The organism is Vibrio phycocola, from assembly GCF_054404255.1.
On sequence record NZ_JBTAMQ010000013.1, the window covers coordinates 158,259 to 180,378 of the forward strand.

The following is a 22,120-nucleotide window of genomic DNA, read 5'->3' on the forward strand; positions in this document are numbered from 1 at the left end:
TAGAAACGAGAAGGGATAATACTGAAGTGGATTAAAACGATTATTTTCAAAAATCCCCTCAGCTGCCATCTCTCATTAATAGAGCAATAACAACTAAAGGGAACCGAATAAGAATAGGTAAACCATTTTACATGGTATTACGCTTCTGCTGTCATACCTTTCGCACGCATTTCGTCCATCATGCCAGAATATGTTTTGTCTAATTTATATCTCCACATAAAGATAGCAATAACACCCCAAGAGAAAATTATTCCCCAAATATACATGTTATTGGTCATTTGTACCGCACTGTCAATCTCTACTTCCAGACCAGTAAAACCAGAACTCGACATTAACCAACCAATGATAGCAGAAGAGAGCCCGCCTCCAACTTTTTGCCCAATAGTAAATGCCGAGAATACAACCGCTTGAATTCGTACACCTGTCTTCCAATGACCATAGTTAACAACATCAGCCATCATGGTAAACATAAGACCAAATAATGGCGCTTGACCCACACCTCGAATAGCCGCAATCACACAGGCTGTTGTTGGGTTTGGATCCGTAACTAAAAAGGTTAGCTGCGCTAGAACAATAAGAATTGCACCTGCTAAGACTAAATTTCTTTTACTAATTTCATATTTAACAATTAAAGGCGTTATCGCAATGATCCCTATGATTTTAGGTATCGTTTCAGCAATGGCTAAAGTACCAAAGTGTTCCGTACTCCCCAGGATATATTGGGCGTAATAAGTAGCACCAGTGCCACTGAAGTTTTGATAAAAGCCGAGAGCAATGGATGCAAGCGTCAGGTTGAAAAAATATTTATTCTGAAGTAATAGTTTGAACTTCTGTTTGATTGGCAACTTTTCAGCTTCTGCTGCCGCAACCATGTTCACACGTTCTTTTGTACCTAAGAAACACCAAGCTAAACAAACAAGAGCGATGCCCGAGTATATAGTAATCGCTTGAATCCAAGCTGTCTGTCCGCCGCCAAGCCAGTTAATTAGAGGGAAAGAGCAAGCCGATACAATCATAAAGGCAATCGGTGACATCGACATTCTGAAGATATTGATGGTCGCGATATCTTTTTCATTGGTTGTCATCAACGGAGCCATAAGGCCATAAGGTAGGTTCAAAGCGGTATAGACTACGGTTGTACAGAGGTTATAGGTAATAAAGATATATATTCCCTGTACCAAGGTTGTGGCCTCTGCCGGAATTGAAAATAAGAGTATCGCTGAGGCGGCATAGGGAATGGCCATCCATAGCACCCAAGCTCTCGCTCGCCCATGCTTAGAATGTATTTTATCGACAAGGAAACCAATAGCAATATCGGTAAAACCATCGAAAAATTTCGAACACATGATGATGGTACCAACCATCATCGCCGAAATCCCCATCACATTCGTGTAAAAATAAACAACGAGTCCTGATGTCAATGCAAAAACAACATTACATGCAACATCCCCCATTCCATAAGAAACCTTCTCAGAAATCGATGTTTTAATATCCGATTTACTCGAGCTAACAACGGTATTATCCATAACCACACCTTTTTTAATTTAATAACATCACTACATCAGCTAATTCATTACAAATAAGTGAACGAGTAAATAAAAAATATTTTTCACTTTTTTGTTGTAGTGCATCTTAAAGCGTGCATTTATTGAGCGCCATACCTGTTTTGTTTTTTGTTTCCATAATGATAAGCTCATCACGATTAATCTTATTTAAAGTTCAAACAAGAAACAAAATTAACCACTAAGTTATTGTTATTGAAGATAATAACATTAAAATTTGACTTGGATCTCCTTTTTTAAATCTATTGAATTAGTTTAACATTGAAATAATCAGACATATTTTAAGCAAAAAAATACAATGAAAAATATTTTCTATTTATCCATTTATTATGTATATTGGAGTAAGTTTAATAAATTAACTTTCTGAATTTGGAGTATTTCAAAATGAGTAACGTTGAATTTGGTATTAGCCCTCTTACGTGGACTAATGACGACATGCCAGAACTGGGGGGCGAAATCTCCCTTGATACTTGTTTAAGTGAGATGGCACAGGCTGGATTTACAGGTACAGAGCTTGGAACTAAATACCCTCGCGAGCCGGAAGTATTGCTTCCACTCCTACAAAGTTACGGATTAAATCTTGCTTCAGGCTGGTTTAGCGGAAACCTAATGACAAATACTCCTGAGCAAGAAATTGCAGGAATGCAAGAGCATATCAAGCTATTGAAAGCCGCTAACTGTAAAGCAATGGTATACGGGGAAGTAAGTAATTCGGTCCATAGTGATATCAATAAACCACTATCTGAACGTATTATTTTAACCAAAGATGAGTGGAAGACTTATGGTGAAAAGCTCACAGCCGTTGCTGATTACTTATTGAATGAACATGGCATCAAGCTATCATTTCATCATCATGTTGGCACCATCATCGAAACTGAAGGTGACATCAATCAGTTGATGGAAGTAACAGGCCCGTCTGTATTTTTAACACTCGATACCGGCCATATTACCTATGGTGGCGGGAATCCAGTCGCTATGATTGAGCGTTGGGGACACCGTATTGGTCATATGCATTTCAAAGACTTACGCCTAAGCATCATGGAAAAAGCTCGCTCAGCCGATAAATCATTCTTGAATGCCGTTTTAGATGGTGTATTCACCGTACCAGGTACTGGTGATGTAAATTATGACGATGTATTTAAGGCATTAAAAGAACGTAACTATAAAGGCTGGCTTCTAGTAGAAGCTGAACAGGATCCGGCAAAAGCAAACCCACTAGAGTACGCAACAATCGCATACGAGAATATCAAAGGATATGCGGTAAAATATGAACTCTAATTCTGAAGTTAAATCTGCCCACTCATTAGTGTGAGTGGCCGATAACTAACGTTTGTGCAGAATTAAGGATAGAAAATGACAAAAATAATTCTTCAAGAAAATAAAAAATTTGATGCCATCGTTCTTGGTCGCTCAGGTGTAGATCTCTATGCTAACGAGGCCAACACTGACTTCGCTGATGTCACTAGTTTCAACAAATTCGTTGGTGGTTCTGCCGCAAATATTGCTGTCGCGATCAACCGACTAGGCGCGAGTGTTGGCTTTATCGGTTGTGTTGCTGATGACTCATTCGGCCGTTATGTACAAGACTATATGAAAGAACAGGGAATCAACCTTGACGGGATGATGGTTGATAGCTCTGGGTCACGTACATCAGTGGCTTTTACAGAGATGAAACCATCAAATTGTGATGTCCTTATTTACCGAAATAAAGCATCCGACCTCACCCTAAAAACCGAACAAGTTAGTGAGAGTTATATTGCTAGCAGTAAGATCCTCATCGTTACTGGTACCGCTTTATCTGAGAGCCCCAGTCGAGAAGCAACCCTACTCGCAATGCAATATGCTAGAAAAAACAATGTATTAGTCGTTCTTGATGTCGATTATCGTCCCTATTCATGGCGTACGAATGTCGATGCGTCAATTTACTACGGTATTGCCGCAAGCCTTTCAGATATTGTAATCGGAAACCGTGAAGAATTTGACATGATGGAAACGGTTGTGGCTCCTAACAATAAAAACGACGATCAAACAGCAGAACGTTTCCTTGGTGGAAATACTCAAGTCGTTATCATTAAAGCAGGAGAGTTAGGTTCAAAAGTCTATGGAACCGACGGAACTCGATTCACTCAAGGTATATTCCAAGTAGAAGCGAAGAAACCCTTTGGCTCTGGTGACTCTTTTGCTGGTGGTCTCATTTGGACCCTGATTAACGGCGGAACATTGAAGAAAGGCGTATCTAATGGATCAGCTGCTGCAGCTATCAACGTGAGTGGAACAAGCTGTACAGAAGCAATGCCAACAAAGAGTCAACTAGAAGACTTCTTGGCGACATTTACGCAAATGAATCGAGACGATTAAACTTAAATTTAGATAGGTAGGATTTATAAATGGGTAAGCACATAGCTCCTTTTGACAACAAAAATACGCCAATCATCGATGCAAATGATGACACAGCACCTCTTTGTTACTTTAACCCAGTAAAGCTCACCCAAGGACAAAGCTTTACTCACCAGATTGAAGGATATGAGAGTGTTATCGTTCTAGCGGGTGGGACATGCTCTGTTACCGTCAATGGTGAAACATTTGAAAATATAGGCAAACGTTCAAGCATTTGGGAAGGTGACCCTGAATCTGTATATGTCCCCGTTGGTATGAAAGCAATCATTAACTGTGTTAGTGATTCTGCAGACATCATGATAGCTGGTGGCAAATATGATGAAGTATTAGCACCGTTTGCTGTCGTTCAGGGTGATGTTGACAAAATTCAATATGGCTCAGACGATACTAAGACACACCGCAAGATTAAGCATGTATTGGGTCAAGCAAATTCAGATAAACGCGGGCGTCTACTGGTTAGCGAACTCTTTACTGTTGGTGCTGGTGGTTGGTCAGGGTTCCCAGCTCACAAGCATGACAGTGAACGCCCACCTATGGAAACAAATTATCAAGAAGTTTATCAATTTCAATTTAACCCAGGACAAGGCTTTGGTGCACAATTCTTATACGAGCATGAAGATGATTGCGGCCCCGTTTATCACGTTAAATCCGGCAGCGTTATTGCAATAGATAAAGGCTACCACCCTAGTGTTGCAGCCCCTGGCTATGAAATGTACTACTTCACTATCATTGTGGGTGAAACATCCAAATCACTGATCCAATATTTTGATCCTCATCATGAATACCAAGTTCATACAATTCCAGGTATCAAAGATATGGTTAATAAATTTAAATAGTATTAAATCAAGGATATTTAAATGTTAGTTAATTTGAATGAGCTTTTACCCAACGCAGCGGAAGCTAGCTATGCAATACCTTGTTTTAATGTTTTTGGATATGAAGATGCTAAAGCAGTTGTAGAAGCAGCAGAAGAAAGTAAGAAGCCTGTAATTCTAGCGTGCAATAAAGATGTCATTGATTTCTATGGCCCTCGAGATGCCGTGAACCTATTTAGAGGACTAGCAGAAAGTAGCTCTCAAAAAATAGTACTGCACTTAGATCATACTTATGAAGAGGAAATCATCTATCAAGCAATAACTGCAGGGTTTAGCTCTGTGATGTTTGATGGTTCACAACTTCCTTTGGAAGAAAACATTAGAAGAACAAAAAATGTCGCACAAGTTGCTCACGCTTGTAATGTTTCTGTTGAAGGAGAAATAGGCTCAGTGCCCTATACAGAGGGTCGGGACCATATTAAATCCATATTGACTGATGCAAATGAAGCTCAGAGATATGCAGAGGAAAGTGATCTAGATTGTATGGCGCTATCTGTGGGTAACATCCACCGCCTAACTGAACCAACAAGCGTAATCGATTTTGGTTTATTAGATAAGGTGGAGTCATTGGTTACTAAGCCTTTAGTTATTCACGGCACGAGTGGAATCAAAGTTGAGGATATCCTTACCTTAAAGAAAACCCGTGTATCTAAGTTCAACATTGGTACTTGTTTAAGACAAGCTTTAGGTAATAACTTAAGAAAATACATGAATGAAGAAGCGAGTAAGTTCGATCGCTTATACTTTATGAAAAAAGCAATGCCACACGTAAGAGAAGAAGCATTAAGAAATATCGAATTGCTTTCTTAATTTTTTAAATCACATTATGACTATACACAGTAAAGAAATGGCAGGACGTCATTTCTTTATTTTTATATGCGTTATGTTCGTCCAATAGGTTCATGTATGGAAACTAACTCAAAAAAAATAATTGCGTTACTATCTTCCGTATTCATGGCATGGGGAATCATTACTTCAGCCAACGCTGTGTTAGTCCCATATTTTAAAGAAATGTTTACGTTAAATTATCAACAATCGATGATGATTCAAGTTGTATTTTATCTTGCGCCTTTTATTTCCTGCATTCCAACATCTATGTTAATGAGTTCAAAAGGTTACAAAAAAACACTGCTTTGCTCTTTAGGAATCACGATTGTTGGCTTAACAATGTTTTATTTAATGATCCAGACACATTCATATATAGGCGTTTTGCTTTCAATTTTCTTTATTGCTATCGGTGTCGCGTCAATGCAAGTCGTCGCTTCCCCGTACGTAATTAAATTAACGTCTGACATTCCATCGGTTAAAATTTTTTCGTTCACTTCCTCAATTAACTCGCTAGGTACTGTTATCGCACCAATTTGTATTGGTGCAACCATAGCAATAGTTGGGGTTTCAAATATCTATCTCATATTTGCAATGCTGATTTCAATATTATTATTTTGTATATATAGAGCCAATATCCCTAATTTTAAAAATGAAGAAACGTCTTCTATCATTATCCAACTCAAATCAATACGTCAGCACCGAGAGTTCCTTGCTGGAGCAATCGCGATATTTACTTATGTAGGAACTGAAGTAGCGATTGGTACCATTACGGTTAGCTATCTTCATCATCCCGATATTGGTAACGTTTCAATGATAAAGGCTACGTCTTTAATTGGTCTATATTGGGCGTGCGCTATGGTAGGTCGCTTTCTGTATAGCATTATTGCTGACAAAATTAACCCTGTAATATCCCTGATCTACAGTGCTCTTATCGCTATTAGCTTATTATTGTTTGCAATCTATACAAAAAATTTCTATGGAGGTATTGCTCTTATTTGTATCGGATTATGTAACTCTTTTCTGTATCCCGTCATTTTTGCGAGTTCGATAAAACGATTAGGCTCTTTAACTGGCTTAGGGTCCGCAATACTTATAATGTGTGGGATTGGAGGAGGAATAGTGCCATTAATACAAGCCGCTACTATTGATATGTTTGATATTGCAACGAGTTACTATGTACCTCTTCTTGGATACATAGTGATAGTAAGTTACGCAGCTATATACTCCGCACACTTCTCAAAACAACACCAAGCCATTCCTTAAACTAAATAACACATTTAAACCCACTGCCCCGCAACCCAACCACTAGACCAACACCACTGGAAATTATAGCCTCCAAGCCAGCCGGTAACGTCTAGCACTTCACCTACAAAATAGAGTCCAGGGACGTGTTTACACTCCATGGTTTTTGATGAAATTGCATCGGTATCAACCCCACCTAGTGTAACTTCAGCGGTACGATAGCCCTCAGTACCATTAGGAGCAATAATCCATTGTTCTAATTGCGTAACAACCTCGGAAAATTCTTTAGCATTAAACTGCTTTAACGGTTTATCCACCAGCTCATTTCGATTGATTAACACGTCGAGTAAACGTTTCGGTAAAACCTTGGATAAAGTATTTTTCAACGACTGATTTGGGTGTGCTTCTAAGCTCTGATTTAATAGTTGCTCGATGTCATCATTAGGAACCAAGTTTATCGATAAAGGCTCTCCAGGAAGCCAATAAGAGGATATTTGGAGCACGACTGGCCCAGATATACCTCGATGGGTAAATAACAAAGCTTCATTAAAAACAGTTCCACTTTTGGAGGTTATTTCTGCTGGGATGGAAATACCAGAGAGTTCCACAAGTTGCTCTTTATCTTTCACATGCAGTGTAAAGGGAACGAGTGCTGCTTTTGTTGGGTTAACGTTCAACCCAAATTGCTCAGCAACTTTGTAGCCAAATGGTGTTGCGCCAAGCTTAGGCATGGATAAACCACCAGTAGCAACCACTAGTGACTGGCAGCTGACTTTACGGCCATTTACGGTGATATCAAATCCGGTTGGAGTCTTATTAATGGTTTGTACATCAACTTGATAACAAGCATCTACCGTCGGAATATCACATTCTTTCAGTAAAACATTGACGATGTCCTTGGCACTATCTAAACAGAACAATTGACCATGTTCGCGTTCTTCATAGGCAACCCCGTAATCAGAAACTAAACCAATAAAGTCCCAATTCGTATATTGGGAAAGCGCTGATTTAACGAAATGAGGGTTAGAGCTGAGGTAGTTATTTGATGACACATCATAGTTGGTGAAATTACAACGGCCACCACCTGAAATCAGAATCTTTCTACCTGGTTTTTTACCGTGATCAAGCATTAGAACATCACGGCCACGCTTACCGGCTTGTGCTGCGCACATTAACCCTGCAGCGCCAGCTCCTATAACGACCACATCTACTTGCTCTTTCATCGTCAACTCTCTTGAAATAAAAAAGGATGCGCTCGGGGCACATCCTTTATTGAATTGACGATCATTGTACTCACAAACCTATAGTTTGCCAATTAACCTAAGTTACTCAGAGAATAAATGCGCCAAACATAGTGACTCCGAAGAGCGACATAGATAGTACAAACAACTGTCTAACTCGTTCACATTTGCCAATAAACAGCTCATCATGATGATGAAGATACTCTTTGCTTTTCAAATAATGAAACAGACGTACCTGCTTTGTCATATTCCCATGTGTGGAAAAAAAACCACGGCCATCAACTTGTTGATACAGCAGCGGATGAGCTTCCCTCATGATATAAATAAGTGAACGAAGCGTCGTCAGATAACGTGCAAAATTAACTAACGTTACTAACATCAAAGTAAATAAAATCAAGTCTACACTGATCATATTTTCCCCCTTAACCTTCATGAGGTGTTCAGAGAAAAGACGAACCATGTATTGATCTCTTAGATTGTCTATTCTTCTGAAGCATCCATCACTGAAGATGAACCTTTAGTAGCCATAACAGCTAAGTCTTTATCAATGAAGAACAGCGCTTTGCCGTCTTCGCCAACAAGCTCAATTTTATCTAAAATACCTTTAAACAACTTCTCTTCCTCATGTTGTTCTGCAACGTACCATTGAAGAAAATTAAAGGTGGAGTAATCTTGTGTTGTAAACGCCGCATGAGCCAATTGATTAATTTTTTCTGTAATCATTTGCTCATGTTCATAAGTCTCGCGAAATACATCTCCCAAGCTTTCAAATTCATACTTTGGCGCTTCAATACTTCCTAGAATTGGCAACGATCCAGTTTCACTTACGTAAGTAAATAAACGCTGCATATGTTCCATTTCTTCGGCTGCATGTATACGCATAAAGGCTGCTGCGCCTTCGAAGCCTTTATCTTCACACCAAGCACTCATTTGTAAGTATAGATTGGATGAGAAGAATTCGAGATTTATTTGATCATTTAATTGATCAACCATCGTTGCTGATAGCATTTTAGCTCCTAGTTATCGCATTTTATGGTTAAACAATATAACACTGATCTTATCATTTCCACCACTAAAGCGTTAGCATGATGTTATCGAATTGTTAAGTTGAGCGCTGTATGAAACGAACCGCAATGACATAAATATTTCTATATCAAATAATTAGAATTTTGATACTAAATTAATGCAAGTCACCCTCTTGAAGTCACGAAATGATCTCGAGTCTTAAGGTAAAGTTTGATCCTCACAACAATTATTCTTGTTTCATAATGCTAGAGTAAAAAAGAGTTCTCAAATAGGAGTCGATACAATGAACTATGAACATATTTTAGTCGCGGTAGATCTTTCTGATGAAAGCAGTACTTTGGTTAAAAAAGCGACATTTCTTGCCAAAGCCTTAGACTCGAAAGTTTCATTTATTCATATTGATGTTCATTACAGCGATCTATATTCTGGACTTATCGATATCAATTTAATAGAAACTCAACACCAATCGGCTGAAGCGTCCAAACAGGCTCTCGCAGCACTCGCAAAAGAAGCCGATTACCCAATTGAAAGCACTTATGTTGGGAGTGGCGATTTAAGTAATGAAATATGCGAGTGTATAGAGGCTCACAATGTCGACTTGATCGTATGTGGACATCACCAAGATTTTTGGAGCAAACTTCTCTCCTCGACTAAGCTCTTAATAAACTGTTCTCCAGTAGATATGTTAATCGTCCCATTAAAAGACTGACGAATTTCCAAAACTTAGATAGACTGCCGCCATGATTCACTAACTACTGTAATTTCATGGCTTATCTTTCTGCTGTTACCCTCTTATGGGCATTCTCATTTAGTCTGATCGGTGTTTACCTCGCCGGTCAGGTTGATTCTTGGTTTTCGGTGCTTATGCGCGTCGCATTAGCCAGTCTAATCTTCTTTCCCTTCATTAAATTCAAACAAGTGCCAAAATCATTAGCTATAAAACTAATGGCTATTGGTGGAGTTCAGTTGGGATTAATGTACTGCTTCTATTACAAATCCTTCTTACTACTTTCCGTCCCAGAAGTCTTGCTCTTTACTGTTTTCACACCAATTTACGTAACATTGATTTACGATGCCTTGAGAAAAAGGTTTTCTCCATGGTACTTACTCACTGCCGCAATTGCGGTTATGGGTGCCATGTTCATAAAGAGAACGGATATTAACCAAGACTTCATCGTAGGATTTCTCGTCGTTCAGGCGGCTAACTTATGTTTCGCAATTGGTCAGGTGGCCTATAAACGAGTTATGGAGCAAGACAATACTCATCTACCACAGCACAGTGTGTTCGGTTTTTTCTACCTTGGAGCACTGGTTGTTGCCACGATCGCATTCATATTATTTGGCAGCTTGGAAAAACTCCCAACGACCTACGTTCAGTGGGGAATATTGACATACCTTGGTGTGATCGCTTCTGGTCTAGGATATTTCGTATGGAATAAAGGAGCTTGTATGGTCAACTCTGGGGCTCTTGCTATCATGAATAACGTTTTAGTTCCGGCAGGGCTAATCGTTAACATCGTCATTTGGAATCGAGACGTAGATCTTGTTAGTTTATCGATTGGCGGAGCAATCATTGTATTTTCGCTTTGGTTTAATCAAACTTGGGTTAAATCTCGAGTTGAACACAACCCCAAGTAAGCACTTACTACCAACAACACTATTTATAATAGTGGTTTAAACTAAAAGTACTATACGCGTCGTTAATCCCGATCTGATAGTACTTTTGGTAGCCCATCTATTCTCGATACAATTTAGACTAAGTCATAGCTGCATTGACGTAAACGTCAAATCGATTTTTCTTCGTTTCAATGGTCATAGAAGGTCGTAGATCATCTAACCAAGGAGCATAACTTGGGCGTTTAACCACAACTCTTTTTGTTGCAAGAGTTAACGCTGGGTTCAATAGCTTGTCTGCATCGCTATCCTCTCCGACCAAGGATTGAAATACGCGCATCTCTTTCTTAACTAATGCCTGCTTTTTTCTATTTTCTGGATGTGGGTACATAGGATCCAAATAAACAACATCTGGACGAGAATAAGTGGAATCATCGAGCAGTGATATAAGCGCATCATGACTAGAGCGGTGAATCATCGTCATTCTTTCACTGACCCATTCCCCGATCTCTCCATCATGCTTAGCACGCGACAAACCATCATCAAGAATGGCTGCTACTACCGGGTGACGTTCAATCATATCAACCTTACAGCCCATAGATGCCAACACAAACGCGTCCCTCCCTAAGCCAGCAGTTGCATCTAAAACCGAAGGTGTTACCCCCTTATTTAGACCTGTAGCTTTTGCAATTGCCTGCCCTTTTCCTCCTCCAAACTTCCGCCTATGCGCAACGGATCCACCAACAAAATCCACACATATTGCGCCAAGCTTACGCTCATCAAGTTTGCGCAATTCCAATTGGGTTTCCGTTAAAGCTAAAGCAAATAAGCTATCGCTATGATGCTCTAAGCCCCATTTCTCGGATAGCTGCTGGAGGTAAGCCTCTCCACCTAAACGTTCACAGACTAATTGAATGTGCACAATTTCTTCCTAACTCATTCTAGTGGTACAAGTAGAGCATTGCTCTATATATCGAAACAAGCCTATACCATAGGGTATTTGACGCCTGTTCTCACGCTTTATACTTAACAATTTTATTCGCTTTGTTACACTAGTCATTACATACTGTCATTTAACTCGAACATCAAGGAATAATGATGCATTCCAATACGACAGCGAAACTTGACGATCTCGATCGTGCTATTTTGAAGATATTGATGGACGATGCCCGTACACCTTATGCAGAAATGGCAAAGAAATTCAACGTTAGTCCAGCGACAATCCATGTTCGCATCGAGAAAATGAAATCTGCCGACATTATTCAAAAAACGGAAGTGGTCGTAAACACTAAAAAGCTTGGATACGACGTATGTTGCTTCATTGGAATTAACCTAAATGCTGCTCGAGATTATCATTCGGCTTTAGAAAAGTTAAATGCTTTAGATGAAGTGGTAGAAGCTTACTATACCACGGGGGCTTATAATATTTTTGCCAAGTTGATGTGCCGCTCAATTGAAGAACTGCAATATGTTTTAATTGATAAACTTCAGACAATTAATGAAGTTCAGTCTACCGAAACATTAATTAGCTTACAAAACCCTATCAATAGAAATGTAAACCCATAATGAACTATTAGATTGTGTCATACTATTCTATGAGACTGTTGTAGCCATTATTTATTGAGATAATTTAGCAATTCTTCTGCCGAGATTCCTTTGTCAGCGATCTCTTTAGCCAATGTGTCGATTTGCTCATTTTTTCTAGAGTCAATAACTTGATTAAACTGATAAACAAGATCACGTAGAACCGGAACTGGTACTTGTTTTGCAGCACTACGAACTCGCTCACTACTCTGATTACCAAGCTCAATCAGTACTTTTCCGAACATAACCTTCTCTGGAGATTCTTCCATTTGCTCTAGCAAACGAGCCATTTCATAGGTTGTCATTGACATGCTTTATCATTCCAAATATGGGTGGTTAGAATATTTGAGAGGTGAATTAACGATGCGCAATATACTTGGTATATTGCGATAATAAAAATAGTCTAACACCGTAAGTGAATCTCTCGTAATAATATTAGTCCGCTTTTTCAACAAAGTCTTTTTATATTCTTTTTTCATTTTTAAGCTTTGTTTTTGATTTGATAGCGTCCTTAAAAAAGCGTAGCTTATATTTTGCTGATTATCACATTTACCGCTTACTTTTTAATCTATGAGGAACAATGACTATGCACGAGCTTACCTTTGAAAGGATATCATCAATTCGCCAGTGGTTAGTTGAAAATGATCTCGACGCTTTTATTGTCCCACACGAAGATGAATACTTAGGTGAGTATATTCCAGCACACAATGAACGCCTTTATTGGGCAACCGGCTTTACCGGCTCAGCTGGAGTTGCGGTTATAACGCAAAAAAGAGCGGCAATCTTTGTTGATGGTCGTTATACCGTCCAAGTTACGAAACAAGTACCTGAATCGCTATTTGAATTCCATCACCTCATCGAAGATCCCTTTTTGACTTGGGTATGCTCTACTCTACCGAACTCTAGTAAAGTTGGGTTTGATCCTCGTATGCATCGTGCTCGTTGGCTTGAGAATGCTCAAACCTCTTTGAATGGCGCTTTAACTCTTATTCCAGTAGATCGGAACCCCATCGACGAACTTTGGCTCGATCGTCCACAAGCCATCTTATCCCCGGTACGCTTGATGCCACTAGACTTAACTGGCCAATCGAGTCAAGACAAGCGAACGATCATTGCCAGTAAACTAAAATCTTCGAACCTCGATTGCGCGATTTTAACTCAACTTGATTCCATCTGTTGGCTACTAAATATTCGTGGTCTTGATGTATCCCGACTGCCAGTTTTGCTTTCACATGCGATCATTCACAACGATTCAAGCGTCGACTTTTTTATATCGCAGGATCGCATTGTCGAAGGTTTTGATTTGCATGTTGGTCCCGACGTAAACGTAGTGGATCCTGTATTACTTCAGGACTATCTCAATAGGTTGTCAAACAAACGAGTGTTAGTTGATCCTGTGAATACCAATTCGTGGATAACATTAACCTTGCAAAATACTGATGCACATATCGTTAATCAGGACGATCCATGTTTAATGATCAAGGCTGAGAAAAATAGTATTGAAGTCAAAGGTATGAAGTCTTGTCACGTTAGAGATGGAGCAGCCATGGTCAAGTTTTTGACGTGGTTAGATCAACAAGTTTCGACTAAAAATTGGTTAAACGAGGCTCAACTTTCTGACCAATTAGAACTATTTCGTCGTGAAGACGACACTCTCGTTGATCTCAGCTTTGATACTATTTCAGCAGTGGGTAGCAACGCAGCGATGTGCCATTATAATCATGTCGATCAGGTTCAACCTGGTACATTAAGTGAAAACTCACTCTATCTCGTTGATTCTGGAGGCCAATACCTTGATGGTACAACGGATATTACGCGTACAATTGCGATTGGAACGCCTTCAGCTGAAATGAAACAACAGTTTACGCTTGTGTTAAAAGGGCATATCGCACTTGCTTCTGCTCGTTTTCCTAAAGGCACTACTGGCCATCAACTCGATATTTTGGCTAGACAACATTTATGGTCTTATGGTTATGATTACGACCACGGAACTGGCCACGGAGTTGGGCACTTTTTAAGTGTTCATGAAGGTCCACAACGCATCAGTAAAGCGCCGAATACCATAGCGATGTTACCTGGAATGGTCGTGTCAAACGAACCTGGATACTACCGAGAGAACTGTTTTGGTATCAGAATAGAAAACTTGGAACTGGTTGTTCAATTTGAAACTGATGGTGATATGAGTGTATTAGGGTTTGAGTCATTGACACGGTGCCCTATCGATAAACGCGTTATTGAATCAAGCCTACTACTGGATCATGAAATTCATTGGTTGAATCAGTACCATGAAAAAGTTTGGAACGAAGTGTCCCCTTTAGTTGAAGGAGACACACTTGCTTGGTTAAAATCTGCTACGGCTCCGCTTGACCATCAACAATAATTAATATAATTCACTATTTATCAATTAGTTACGAAGGGTTAATTATATCGTAGTCTATGTTTCACATGAAACATAGACTATCCAGAAAATACTGGTTCCCAATCTTTCCATACTGGCTGTAAACCTTTTGCTATTAGTGCAGACGCGACATCATCTGCACTTCTATCATCACCAGTGCTAAATTGTTCCAACTCCTGATCACCATTCGAATACCCTCCGGGTTGGGTCTTAGAAGCAGCAGAAATACTGGTAATTGCGATAGGAATTGTATTATCTCGCATATCAGGCGACTCTCTTGTCGAAAGAGATAATTCAACCTCATTGCTTAGCATTCGAAAAGCACAGATTGCTTGGACCAATTGGCGGTCACTCATGACAGATTTAGTTGCTACTCCACCAGTACACGGTCTTAGCCGAGGAAATGATATAGAATATCGGCTCTTCCAATACACCTTCTCGAGATAGCTAAGGTGATGAGCGAGATACATCAGATCGACACGCCAATCATCCAAACCAATTAACGCTCCCAAACCAATTTTATCGATCCCTGCGCGCCCTAAACGATCAGGCGTATCTAGCCGAAAGTCGAAGTTAGATTTATTTCCACGCTTATGATGCTCTGCATACGTAATTCGATTATAGGTCTCTTGGTAAACCATTACCGCATCTAGACCAACACCAATCAACTGTTGATACTCTTCTTGTTCAAGCGGCTGAACCTCCATAGCCAAATAATTAAACTGCCTCTTCGCAAGTGGCACAACATCCTTAAAGTATTCTAATCCAACCTTTGACTCATGCTCCCCAGTTACGAGAAGCAAACTGTCAAACCCCATATTTTTTAGTGCGACTAACTCATTCCCTATTTCATTGAGATCTAATGTTTTACGCTTAATCCGATTTTCCATTGAAAATCCACAATACGTGCATACATTTGAACAAAGGTTTGACAAATACAAGGGCACGTACATATTGACTGTATTACCAAAACGGTTACGAGTTAACGATTGCGCTTTCTGGGCAATTTGCTCAAGGTACGGTTCAGCAGCAGGTGAAAGTAACGCACAAAAGTCATCAAGTGTTAGAGACTTTTTACCTAGTGCACGAGTAACGTCACTTTCTGTTTTCGAGTAAATACATAACCTAATATCATCCCAATCAAGTTTTTTAATATATTCCGAGAAACTCACACTAATTCTCCAAAAACTGGGTTAATGGGCTACTCGCAATCGCGGTATTACTAACGGCACCTAATTTAGCCAAGTAAGCCTTGCGCCCTGATTTTATTGCCAAATCAAATGCTATTGCCATTTGCTTAGGGTCCCCTGCAGAAGCGATGGCGGTGTTTACAAGCACAGCGTCGGCTCCCATTTCCATCGCTTCAGCAGCATGAGAAGGTGCTCCTATACCCGCGTCTACCACAACAGGAACGGTTGCTTGATCGATGATTATCGCTAAAAAATCACGGCTAGCTAGTCCTAGATTACTGCCTATTGGCGACCCTAATGGCATAACGGCATGACACCCCACTTCTTCCAAGTGCTTACAAAGCACTGGGTCAGCATGACAGTAAGGTAAGACAATGAACCCGTCATTTACTAACACCTCAGCCGCTTTTAGGGTTTCGATTGGGTCCGGCATGAGATATTTTGGATCTGGATGAATCTCCAGTTTTACCCAATTTGTATCTAGGGCTTCTCTGCTAAGTTGTGCCGCATATACAGCATCTTTGGCGTTTTTTGCACCTGAAGTATTGGGCAGAAGTGATATATTATTCTCGATTAACGGAGTAAGAATGTCATCGAATGGTTTATTGACGTCGACTCGGCGTAGTGCCATTGTCGCTAGCTCCGAGCCACTTGCTAGGATAGCGTCAATCATTTGACTTGAGCTTGAAAATTTTCCAGTTCCGGTAAAAAGACGGGAACCAAAGCTTTTATTTGCGATTTTTAACATCATCACCCTCCCGCGACAATATTGAATACAGAGATCTCGTCATTACACTCAACACAAGCAATATCCCAACTTCCTTTCGGGACAATTATATTGTTAATAGACACTGCACACCCTACAGTCGGAATGTTCATATTTGAGAGTAGTGAGGATAACGTGGTCATATCATCCACAGCGACTTGGTCACCATTGAATATTATGTTTATCATTTTGATTCTCCACTGGTTGACCCGCATATCTCGCAGCACGGATCTCGTTGTATTTCAAACTCGCTAAATTTTCGTTGTAAGCCATCATATATTGTTAAATGTGTACTATTAACCTGAAGTTCTGCTTCTGCGATCGCGAGTAACTTCAGCGCTTCGACTGCCTGAAGTGACGCAACTACGCCAGTAACAGGAGATATAATTCCAACCGTTGTACAGTTGGTATTTAAAGAATCGACCGAACTAGGGTCAATTAAGCATTGGTAACATGAGGAATTTGGCCGGTTATAGTACGTCGCTAATTGGCCCATCCAACCGGACGCTGATCCACTGATTAACGGTGTTCTAGTTTTATGACAGACTTGATTTAGTAAAAAGCGAGATTCAAAGTTGTCGCTGCAATCTATCACTACGTTCGCAAGTTCTACTTCTAGTGATAATTGAAGAGCATCCATTCTCTTATTTATAGCGCGAACGCGAGTGGTAGCACTCTTTGAAACTAATGAATTCCTTAGCGTATCTACTTTGGGTTTTCCAATATCCTGGTGTGTGTAGTTCAATTGACGTGGCAAGTTGGACAACTCAATTACATCGTCATCACTAATCACTATCGAACCGAGCCCACTGCTAACCAAATAGGAACTCACTAATGTACCCAGGCCGCCACAACCAATAACTAAAACACTGGATTTATCGAGGCATACCTGACCTGTTTCTCCGAATTCTGGCACCGATATCTGACGGTGATATTGGATAAAATCAGAATCTCTGGTGTTATGCTCCATCAGTAACTCCATTCTCTAATGAAGAGCTCTTTTTTTGTATTGCATCAAAGTGATGCAGAGTTTTCTCCAAATCGTTCGACTCTGTTATTGCACGAACGACGGCAATGGAATCAACGCCAGTATCAAGTACAGCTTGCGCGTTGGTTATGTCTATTCCACCTATCGCGCATGTTGGAATATGGACACCTAGCACTTCACAACTCTTAACAATAAACTCGTTATACAGTTTTAGCCGTTCTAGTCCTTGAGGTTTTGAAGGCATCTTCTTAGTTGTTGTTGGGAAAATGTGTCCTAACGCGATATAACTTGGCAAGATACTTAGAGCACGCACGATTTCATAATAGCTGTGCGTCGAGACACCTAGACGCATTCCGTTTGCTTTGATAGCAGTTAAATCAGCCGTACTAATATCTTCCTGACCGAGATGAACACCATATGAATTATGTCGAATCGCAAGATGCCAATAGTCGTTAACAAAGAACTGTATGCCCTTTGCCCTACTTAGCTCCGTCGTTCGTTCTAACTGAAGTTCATAATCGGAGGATGGTGATTTGTCTCTGAATTGAACTGTCGTCACCCCTTTTTCAATAAGCTCATGAATCAACTTTTCATCAGATACTACTGGATATAAATTGAATTTCGGCAAATCGACGGCTGGAAAACCGTCGCTCGGCGTAATATTTTGATTAATAGTGATATTGATTTTCGCTGTGTTCAAAGTAAGGAAATCGAACTGAGAATGAACCCACGTTTCACGTGAAACGTTGCGGCCAAGATGAGCAAGGAGAAGAGAATCATGAACTGAAAAGTTTAAACAGAGGGATGCCACAAACCAACCTAGATGGCCAGCTTGTGTTTCCTCTGAGCTATAATCAAACCAACAAGCCGAGCTTAGTTCACATGGATCCTCTCCACTGATGTGCCAACGCTCTGCAACCTCACCAGGCTTTCCCGAACAAGTTATTTCGACCAATGAACCAATGTCATTGACCAAAGGTTGAGGATGATTAACTTGAATCGAGCTATCTAAATAATTGAAACTAACTAGCTCGTACTCCGAATTAGCAGATGAATCCAGAGTGCTTGCCAAAGGAAAAACTGAAGAGTTTATCTCGACGATATATCGCTTACCGTCCACGCAAGCAGAAATATGATGAGATTCTGTTTCCAGAAAATTAAATTCAATTCTTCCTAACCCTGATTGGTACGCGGCCTCGAACGCTCGCTCAATCGGGCCCATAAGGCCCGTTAAATAATTAGGTAGTTTAATAGTTACCATATCAACTCCTAATCGACGCTAGCTGGATGATAAAGCTCTGACCCTTTTTCTAAAAACTCTTGGGACTTTCGATCCATTTCTGCCTGAACTTCCTTAACCTCTATCGAGAGTTCTTGATTCTTCGCATATTCCCTAACTTCTTGAGATATTTTCATAGAGCAAAATTTAGGACCACACATCGAGCAAAAGTGGGCAACTTTACCTGATTCCTGAGGTAACGTTTCATCGTGATAGGCTCGAGCAGTTACCGGGTCTAAAGATAAGTTAAATTGGTCTTCCCAACGAAACTCAAAACGAGCCTTCGAAAGCGCATTATCTCGAATTTGGGCGCCTGGATGGCCTTTTGCCAAGTCTCCAGCGTGTGCTGCGAGCTTATAAGTAATCAAGCCAGTTTTTACGTCCTCTTTATTCGGTAGACCAAGGTGCTCTTTAGGTGTCACGTAACAGAGCATAGCGCATCCATACCAGCCAATCATGGCTGCACCTATACCAGATGTAATATGATCATACCCAGGCGCGATATCGGTCGTTAAAGGCCCTAGAGTATAAAACGGTGCTTCGTCACAATGCTTTAGCTGCTCATCCATATTGGCTTTAATCATATGCATAGGCACATGTCCCGGCCCTTCAATCATGACTTGCACATCATGCTTCCATGCTATTTTTGTTAACTCACCTAACGTGCGTAGCTCCGAAAACTGCGCTTCATCATTAGCGTCAGCAATAGATCCAGGGCGCAGACCATCGCCTAATGACAACGAGATATCATAAGCCGCACAGATTTCGCAGATTTCTTCAAAATGAGTATATAAAAAGTTTTCCTTATGGTGAGCCAAACACCACTTAGCAACTATAGACCCGCCTCTAGAAACAATTCCAGTTACTCGACTTGCTGTCATAGGGACGTAACGGAGTAAAACACCGGCATGAATAGTAAAGTAGTCAACACCTTGTTCCGCTTGTTCGATTAATGTATCGCGCATAACCTCCCACGTAAGGTTCTCTGCGATTCCTTTAACTTTTTCGAGGGCTTGGTACATAGGAACCGTACCAATAGGCACAGGGCTGTTACGCAATATCCATTCACGTGTCTCATGTATATTACGTCCTGTAGACAAGTCCATTACTGTGTCAGCTCCCCAGCGAGTAGACCAAACCAACTTTTCCACTTCTTCCTCTATTGAAGAAGATACAGAAGAGTTACCAATATTCGCATTTACTTTAGTGAGGAAGTTCCGACCAATGATCATTGGTTCAGATTCAGGGTGATTAATATTTGCTGGAATAATTGCTCGCCCTTCAGCGACCTCACGACGAACAAACTCAGGGGTAATAGCGTCAGGCAAGTTGGCTCCAAAACTATGTCCTGGGTGCTGACGGGTTAATTGTTCGTCTTCATATTGCTCATGGCGGCTATTTTCACGAAGTGCAATAAATTCCATCTCTGGAGTAATAATACCTTGTCGAGCATAATGGAGTTGAGTAACACATTTACCCGGCTTCGCACGCTTTATATCAGGTAGTTGACCATAGCGAAGATCATCAAGTGTATGATCAGATAGACGAATATTGGCGAATTCTGAACTAGCACTGGCTAACGTTGTTGTATCAGATCGCTCGGAAATCCAAGTATCTCTGATTCTTGGCAAACCGGAGTATAAATCGACGGTGTAGTCTGGGTCAGAATAATAACCAGATGTATCATATACACATATTGGTTCATTGGGTTGATATACAGGGTTCTTCTTATCTGTTCCTATTAACGTATCGGAAAGTGATATTTCACGCATAGGAACATTAAGATCTGGGCGAGAACCCTTAATATAATACTTTTTTGAATTTGGATAAGGTGTTGATTTGATTGAATCAATAAACTTTTTAGCTAAAATTCTAGATTCTTTACGAGTCGACATGCATTTACCTCTAACAAGTGTAATAGGAACAAATGCTTATCGGATCAATGCTACAAGAGGTGTGACGTGTAACGACACTAAAGGATAGGTAAAGTCTTAACCAAAGAAATTGGTAAATTGACTATAAAATATCTTCTCCTGTTCCCTTCGCAGGTATTAGCCTGATCAGGTTCAACGGATCCCGAATTAACGGTCTCAGCCATATGGCACTCCGACAAGTGAAAATATTATAAGACTTAGGTTAGTAATAACCAAGAGGAATTAATTAAAATCATGCTTTAGTTAACAGTTGAAAGCCTAACCAAGCAGCTGAAATACTCAATACAACGTTAAGTACAATATTAACTCCCATTTTAATGAATGCTCCCTGCTGCATCAGTACAACATTATCCATAGAAAATGTAGAGAAAGTGGTTAATGCTCCAAGAAAACCTAGACCAATAATTTGACGCCATGGCTCAGTTGGAATCAATTGCCCTTGAAGAGCCGCTGCCAAAATTCCCATCATAAATGAACCAATGACATTTACAGTTAATGTGCCATAAGGAAACCCCTTACCTAATAATGACACACAAAACTCTGAAATTAGATATCGAGAGCAGGCACCAAATGCGCCTCCAATAGCGATAAAACTCAATATAGAAAACTGTCCCATAAAAATCCCTTACTTTAATTAGTAATATAATACCGTGAATTTGCATAAAACAGAGAAGAAATTCGAAAATTAAAACGAGATAATCTGTTAGAAAAAATTCAGATTTAAAAAGTTACAGGAGTCACTTATAAGTAGAGATCTGTCAATAACTCCCAATTTCTATTAATCTACCGGCAACAACTTAAAAATACGTAGCGCAGTATGGTGAGGCATCCCCCGGCATTGCAGGCCGATTTTTCTAAACAAATAGGCTAACCAACTGAACTGCCGCTCCACTTTCACTAACACTGCAACGATGCTTTCACAGCACAATCGCTAACAAACAAGCACAAAAAAGCCTTAGCATTTCTGCTAAGGCTTATGTGCTCTATTGTAAAGTACGTGGAGGAACGGACGAGACTCCCTATCTTGCAAAATGCAGCGCCCCCCGGCGTGACAGGCCGATTTTTCTAAACAAATAGGCTAACCAACTGAACTGCCGCTCCACTTTCACTAACACTGCGACGATGCTTTCACAGCACAATCGCTAACAAACAAGCACAAAAAAGCCTTAGCATTTCTGCTAAGGCTTATGTGCTCT

General features: G+C 40.2%; 22 protein-coding genes and 1 riboswitch. Of the genes, 9 read left to right on the forward strand and 13 right to left on the reverse strand.

Annotated elements, in window-relative coordinates; all coding sequences use genetic code 11:
- Positions 1 to 137 precede the first annotated feature (137 nt).
- Positions 138 to 1,526 carry an MFS transporter gene (locus ACXJY6_RS16570; RefSeq protein ID WP_458769005.1) on the reverse strand — a complete coding sequence of 463 codons (1,389 nt, stop codon included), beginning with the start codon at positions 1,524 to 1,526 and terminating at the stop codon, positions 138 to 140.
- A 420-nt stretch (positions 1,527 to 1,946) separates the two neighbouring features.
- Between ACXJY6_RS16570 and iolE the strand changes: the two genes are divergently transcribed.
- From iolE to ACXJY6_RS16595, 5 genes are all read left to right on the forward strand, one after another.
- A complete protein-coding gene (iolE, locus tag ACXJY6_RS16575) occupies positions 1,947 to 2,840 on the forward strand; it encodes a myo-inosose-2 dehydratase (RefSeq protein WP_458769006.1) in 894 nt (297 codons plus the stop codon).
- 75 nt (positions 2,841 to 2,915) lie between these two features.
- On the forward strand, positions 2,916 to 3,920 hold the full coding sequence (gene iolC / locus ACXJY6_RS16580) for a 5-dehydro-2-deoxygluconokinase (RefSeq protein ID WP_458769007.1): 1,005 nt from the start codon (positions 2,916 to 2,918) through the stop codon (positions 3,918 to 3,920).
- A 29-nt stretch (positions 3,921 to 3,949) separates the two neighbouring features.
- A complete protein-coding gene (locus ACXJY6_RS16585; protein ID WP_458769008.1) occupies positions 3,950 to 4,795 on the forward strand; it encodes a 5-deoxy-glucuronate isomerase in 846 nt (281 codons plus the stop codon).
- Between the two features lie 21 nt (positions 4,796 to 4,816).
- Positions 4,817 to 5,644 carry a class II fructose-bisphosphate aldolase gene (locus ACXJY6_RS16590; RefSeq protein ID WP_458769009.1) on the forward strand — a complete coding sequence of 276 codons (828 nt, stop codon included), beginning with the start codon at positions 4,817 to 4,819 and terminating at the stop codon, positions 5,642 to 5,644.
- A gap of 96 nt (positions 5,645 to 5,740) precedes the next feature.
- Positions 5,741 to 6,925, forward strand: coding sequence for an MFS transporter (locus ACXJY6_RS16595; RefSeq protein ID WP_458769010.1), 1,185 nt, complete (start codon positions 5,741 to 5,743; stop codon positions 6,923 to 6,925).
- A 14-nt stretch (positions 6,926 to 6,939) separates the two neighbouring features.
- On the opposite strand, the gene ACXJY6_RS16600 is transcribed toward ACXJY6_RS16595, so the two are convergent.
- From ACXJY6_RS16600 to ftnA, 3 genes are all read right to left on the reverse strand, one after another.
- On the reverse strand, positions 6,940 to 8,127 hold the full coding sequence (locus ACXJY6_RS16600) for a BaiN/RdsA family NAD(P)/FAD-dependent oxidoreductase (protein ID WP_458769011.1): 1,188 nt from the start codon (positions 8,125 to 8,127) through the stop codon (positions 6,940 to 6,942).
- A 106-nt stretch (positions 8,128 to 8,233) separates the two neighbouring features.
- Positions 8,234 to 8,557 carry a universal stress protein UspB gene (uspB, locus tag ACXJY6_RS16605; RefSeq protein WP_456052191.1) on the reverse strand — a complete coding sequence of 108 codons (324 nt, stop codon included), beginning with the start codon at positions 8,555 to 8,557 and terminating at the stop codon, positions 8,234 to 8,236.
- Positions 8,558 to 8,625: 68 nt separating this feature from the next.
- Positions 8,626 to 9,153 (reverse strand): non-heme ferritin, encoded by a 528-nt coding sequence (gene ftnA, locus ACXJY6_RS16610; protein ID WP_456052190.1) that lies wholly within the window; start codon positions 9,151 to 9,153, stop codon positions 8,626 to 8,628.
- Positions 9,154 to 9,454: 301 nt separating this feature from the next.
- Here ftnA and ACXJY6_RS16615 point away from each other — a divergent pair, with 301 nt between their 5' ends.
- Both ACXJY6_RS16615 and ACXJY6_RS16620 read left to right on the forward strand, forming a co-directional pair.
- Positions 9,455 to 9,880, forward strand: coding sequence for a universal stress protein (locus ACXJY6_RS16615; RefSeq protein WP_456052189.1), 426 nt, complete (start codon positions 9,455 to 9,457; stop codon positions 9,878 to 9,880).
- Between the two features lie 56 nt (positions 9,881 to 9,936).
- Positions 9,937 to 10,809: a carboxylate/amino acid/amine transporter gene (locus tag ACXJY6_RS16620; RefSeq protein WP_458769012.1), complete on the forward strand. Its 873-nt coding sequence runs from the start codon at positions 9,937 to 9,939 to the stop codon at positions 10,807 to 10,809.
- Positions 10,810 to 10,927: 118 nt separating this feature from the next.
- Here the strand turns inward: ACXJY6_RS16620 and ACXJY6_RS16625 are convergent, their stop codons facing one another.
- Positions 10,928 to 11,707 carry a class I SAM-dependent methyltransferase gene (locus ACXJY6_RS16625; protein ID WP_458769013.1) on the reverse strand — a complete coding sequence of 260 codons (780 nt, stop codon included), beginning with the start codon at positions 11,705 to 11,707 and terminating at the stop codon, positions 10,928 to 10,930.
- Positions 11,708 to 11,883: 176 nt separating this feature from the next.
- On the opposite strand from ACXJY6_RS16625, the gene asnC reads away from it, so the two are divergent.
- A complete protein-coding gene (gene asnC, locus ACXJY6_RS16630) occupies positions 11,884 to 12,351 on the forward strand; it encodes a transcriptional regulator AsnC (protein WP_456052186.1) in 468 nt (155 codons plus the stop codon).
- A 47-nt stretch (positions 12,352 to 12,398) separates the two neighbouring features.
- Here the strand turns inward: asnC and tsrA are convergent, their stop codons facing one another.
- On the reverse strand, positions 12,399 to 12,680 hold the full coding sequence (gene tsrA / locus ACXJY6_RS16635) for an H-NS-like global regulator TsrA (protein ID WP_456052185.1): 282 nt from the start codon (positions 12,678 to 12,680) through the stop codon (positions 12,399 to 12,401).
- Between the two features lie 275 nt (positions 12,681 to 12,955).
- Between tsrA and ACXJY6_RS16640 the strand changes: the two genes are divergently transcribed.
- Positions 12,956 to 14,749 carry an aminopeptidase P family protein gene (locus ACXJY6_RS16640; protein ID WP_458769014.1) on the forward strand — a complete coding sequence of 598 codons (1,794 nt, stop codon included), beginning with the start codon at positions 12,956 to 12,958 and terminating at the stop codon, positions 14,747 to 14,749.
- 77 nt (positions 14,750 to 14,826) lie between these two features.
- On the opposite strand, the gene thiH is transcribed toward ACXJY6_RS16640, so the two are convergent.
- The 7 genes from thiH to crcB all read right to left on the reverse strand — a co-directional run bounded on the left by thiH (position 14,827) and on the right by crcB (position 21,540).
- Positions 14,827 to 15,939 (reverse strand): 2-iminoacetate synthase ThiH, encoded by a 1,113-nt coding sequence (gene thiH / locus ACXJY6_RS16645; RefSeq protein WP_458769015.1) that lies wholly within the window; start codon positions 15,937 to 15,939, stop codon positions 14,827 to 14,829.
- Position 15,940: 1 nt separating this feature from the next.
- Entirely contained in the window at positions 15,941 to 16,705 is a 765-nt protein-coding gene (locus tag ACXJY6_RS16650) for a thiazole synthase (protein ID WP_458769024.1), read from the reverse strand.
- Between the two features lie 2 nt (positions 16,706 to 16,707).
- A complete protein-coding gene (gene thiS / locus ACXJY6_RS16655) occupies positions 16,708 to 16,911 on the reverse strand; it encodes a sulfur carrier protein ThiS (RefSeq protein WP_458769016.1) in 204 nt (67 codons plus the stop codon).
- Entirely contained in the window at positions 16,908 to 17,693 is a 786-nt protein-coding gene (locus ACXJY6_RS16660; RefSeq protein WP_458769017.1) for a HesA/MoeB/ThiF family protein, read from the reverse strand. The genes thiS and ACXJY6_RS16660 overlap by 4 nt, the downstream gene beginning before the upstream one ends.
- Entirely contained in the window at positions 17,683 to 18,972 is a 1,290-nt protein-coding gene (thiE, locus tag ACXJY6_RS16665) for a thiamine phosphate synthase (RefSeq protein ID WP_458769018.1), read from the reverse strand. The genes ACXJY6_RS16660 and thiE overlap by 11 nt, the downstream gene beginning before the upstream one ends.
- An 8-nt stretch (positions 18,973 to 18,980) precedes the next feature.
- The gene (thiC, locus tag ACXJY6_RS16670) at positions 18,981 to 20,885 is read right to left on the reverse strand and encodes a phosphomethylpyrimidine synthase ThiC (protein WP_458769019.1); all 1,905 of its coding nucleotides are present in this window, start codon (positions 20,883 to 20,885) and stop codon (positions 18,981 to 18,983) included.
- A gap of 125 nt (positions 20,886 to 21,010) precedes the next feature.
- A riboswitch (TPP riboswitch) is annotated at positions 21,011 to 21,109 on the reverse strand.
- 47 nt (positions 21,110 to 21,156) lie between these two features.
- A complete protein-coding gene (gene crcB / locus ACXJY6_RS16675) occupies positions 21,157 to 21,540 on the reverse strand; it encodes a fluoride efflux transporter CrcB (RefSeq protein ID WP_456052178.1) in 384 nt (127 codons plus the stop codon).
- Positions 21,541 to 22,120 lie beyond the last annotated feature (580 nt).

Bases quoted from the DNA above. Each gene is read 5' to 3' on its own strand.
- ACXJY6_RS16570 (WP_458769005.1), bottom strand. From the start codon at position 1,526: ATGGATAATACCGTTGTTAGCTCGAGTAAATCGGATATTAAAACATCG.
- iolE (WP_458769006.1), top strand. From the start codon at position 1,947: ATGAGTAACGTTGAATTTGGTATTAGCCCTCTTACGTGGACTAATGAC.
- iolC (WP_458769007.1), top strand. From the start codon at position 2,916: ATGACAAAAATAATTCTTCAAGAAAATAAAAAATTTGATGCCATCGTT.
- ACXJY6_RS16585 (WP_458769008.1), top strand. From the start codon at position 3,950: ATGGGTAAGCACATAGCTCCTTTTGACAACAAAAATACGCCAATCATC.
- ACXJY6_RS16590 (WP_458769009.1), top strand. From the start codon at position 4,817: ATGTTAGTTAATTTGAATGAGCTTTTACCCAACGCAGCGGAAGCTAGC.
- ACXJY6_RS16595 (WP_458769010.1), top strand. From the start codon at position 5,741: ATGGAAACTAACTCAAAAAAAATAATTGCGTTACTATCTTCCGTATTC.
- ACXJY6_RS16600 (WP_458769011.1), bottom strand. From the start codon at position 8,127: ATGAAAGAGCAAGTAGATGTGGTCGTTATAGGAGCTGGCGCTGCAGGG.
- uspB (WP_456052191.1), bottom strand. From the start codon at position 8,557: ATGATCAGTGTAGACTTGATTTTATTTACTTTGATGTTAGTAACGTTA.
- ftnA (WP_456052190.1), bottom strand. From the start codon at position 9,153: ATGCTATCAGCAACGATGGTTGATCAATTAAATGATCAAATAAATCTC.
- ACXJY6_RS16615 (WP_456052189.1), top strand. From the start codon at position 9,455: ATGAACTATGAACATATTTTAGTCGCGGTAGATCTTTCTGATGAAAGC.
- ACXJY6_RS16620 (WP_458769012.1), top strand. From the start codon at position 9,937: ATGGCTTATCTTTCTGCTGTTACCCTCTTATGGGCATTCTCATTTAGT.
- asnC (WP_456052186.1), top strand. From the start codon at position 11,884: ATGCATTCCAATACGACAGCGAAACTTGACGATCTCGATCGTGCTATT.
- tsrA (WP_456052185.1), bottom strand. From the start codon at position 12,680: ATGTCAATGACAACCTATGAAATGGCTCGTTTGCTAGAGCAAATGGAA.
- ACXJY6_RS16640 (WP_458769014.1), top strand. From the start codon at position 12,956: ATGCACGAGCTTACCTTTGAAAGGATATCATCAATTCGCCAGTGGTTA.
- ACXJY6_RS16650 (WP_458769024.1), bottom strand. From the start codon at position 16,705: ATGTTAAAAATCGCAAATAAAAGCTTTGGTTCCCGTCTTTTTACCGGA.
- thiS (WP_458769016.1), bottom strand. From the start codon at position 16,911: ATGATAAACATAATATTCAATGGTGACCAAGTCGCTGTGGATGATATG.
- ACXJY6_RS16660 (WP_458769017.1), bottom strand. From the start codon at position 17,693: ATGGAGCATAACACCAGAGATTCTGATTTTATCCAATATCACCGTCAG.
- thiE (WP_458769018.1), bottom strand. From the start codon at position 18,972: ATGGTAACTATTAAACTACCTAATTATTTAACGGGCCTTATGGGCCCG.
- thiC (WP_458769019.1), bottom strand. From the start codon at position 20,885: ATGTCGACTCGTAAAGAATCTAGAATTTTAGCTAAAAAGTTTATTGAT.
- crcB (WP_456052178.1), bottom strand. From the start codon at position 21,540: ATGGGACAGTTTTCTATATTGAGTTTTATCGCTATTGGAGGCGCATTT.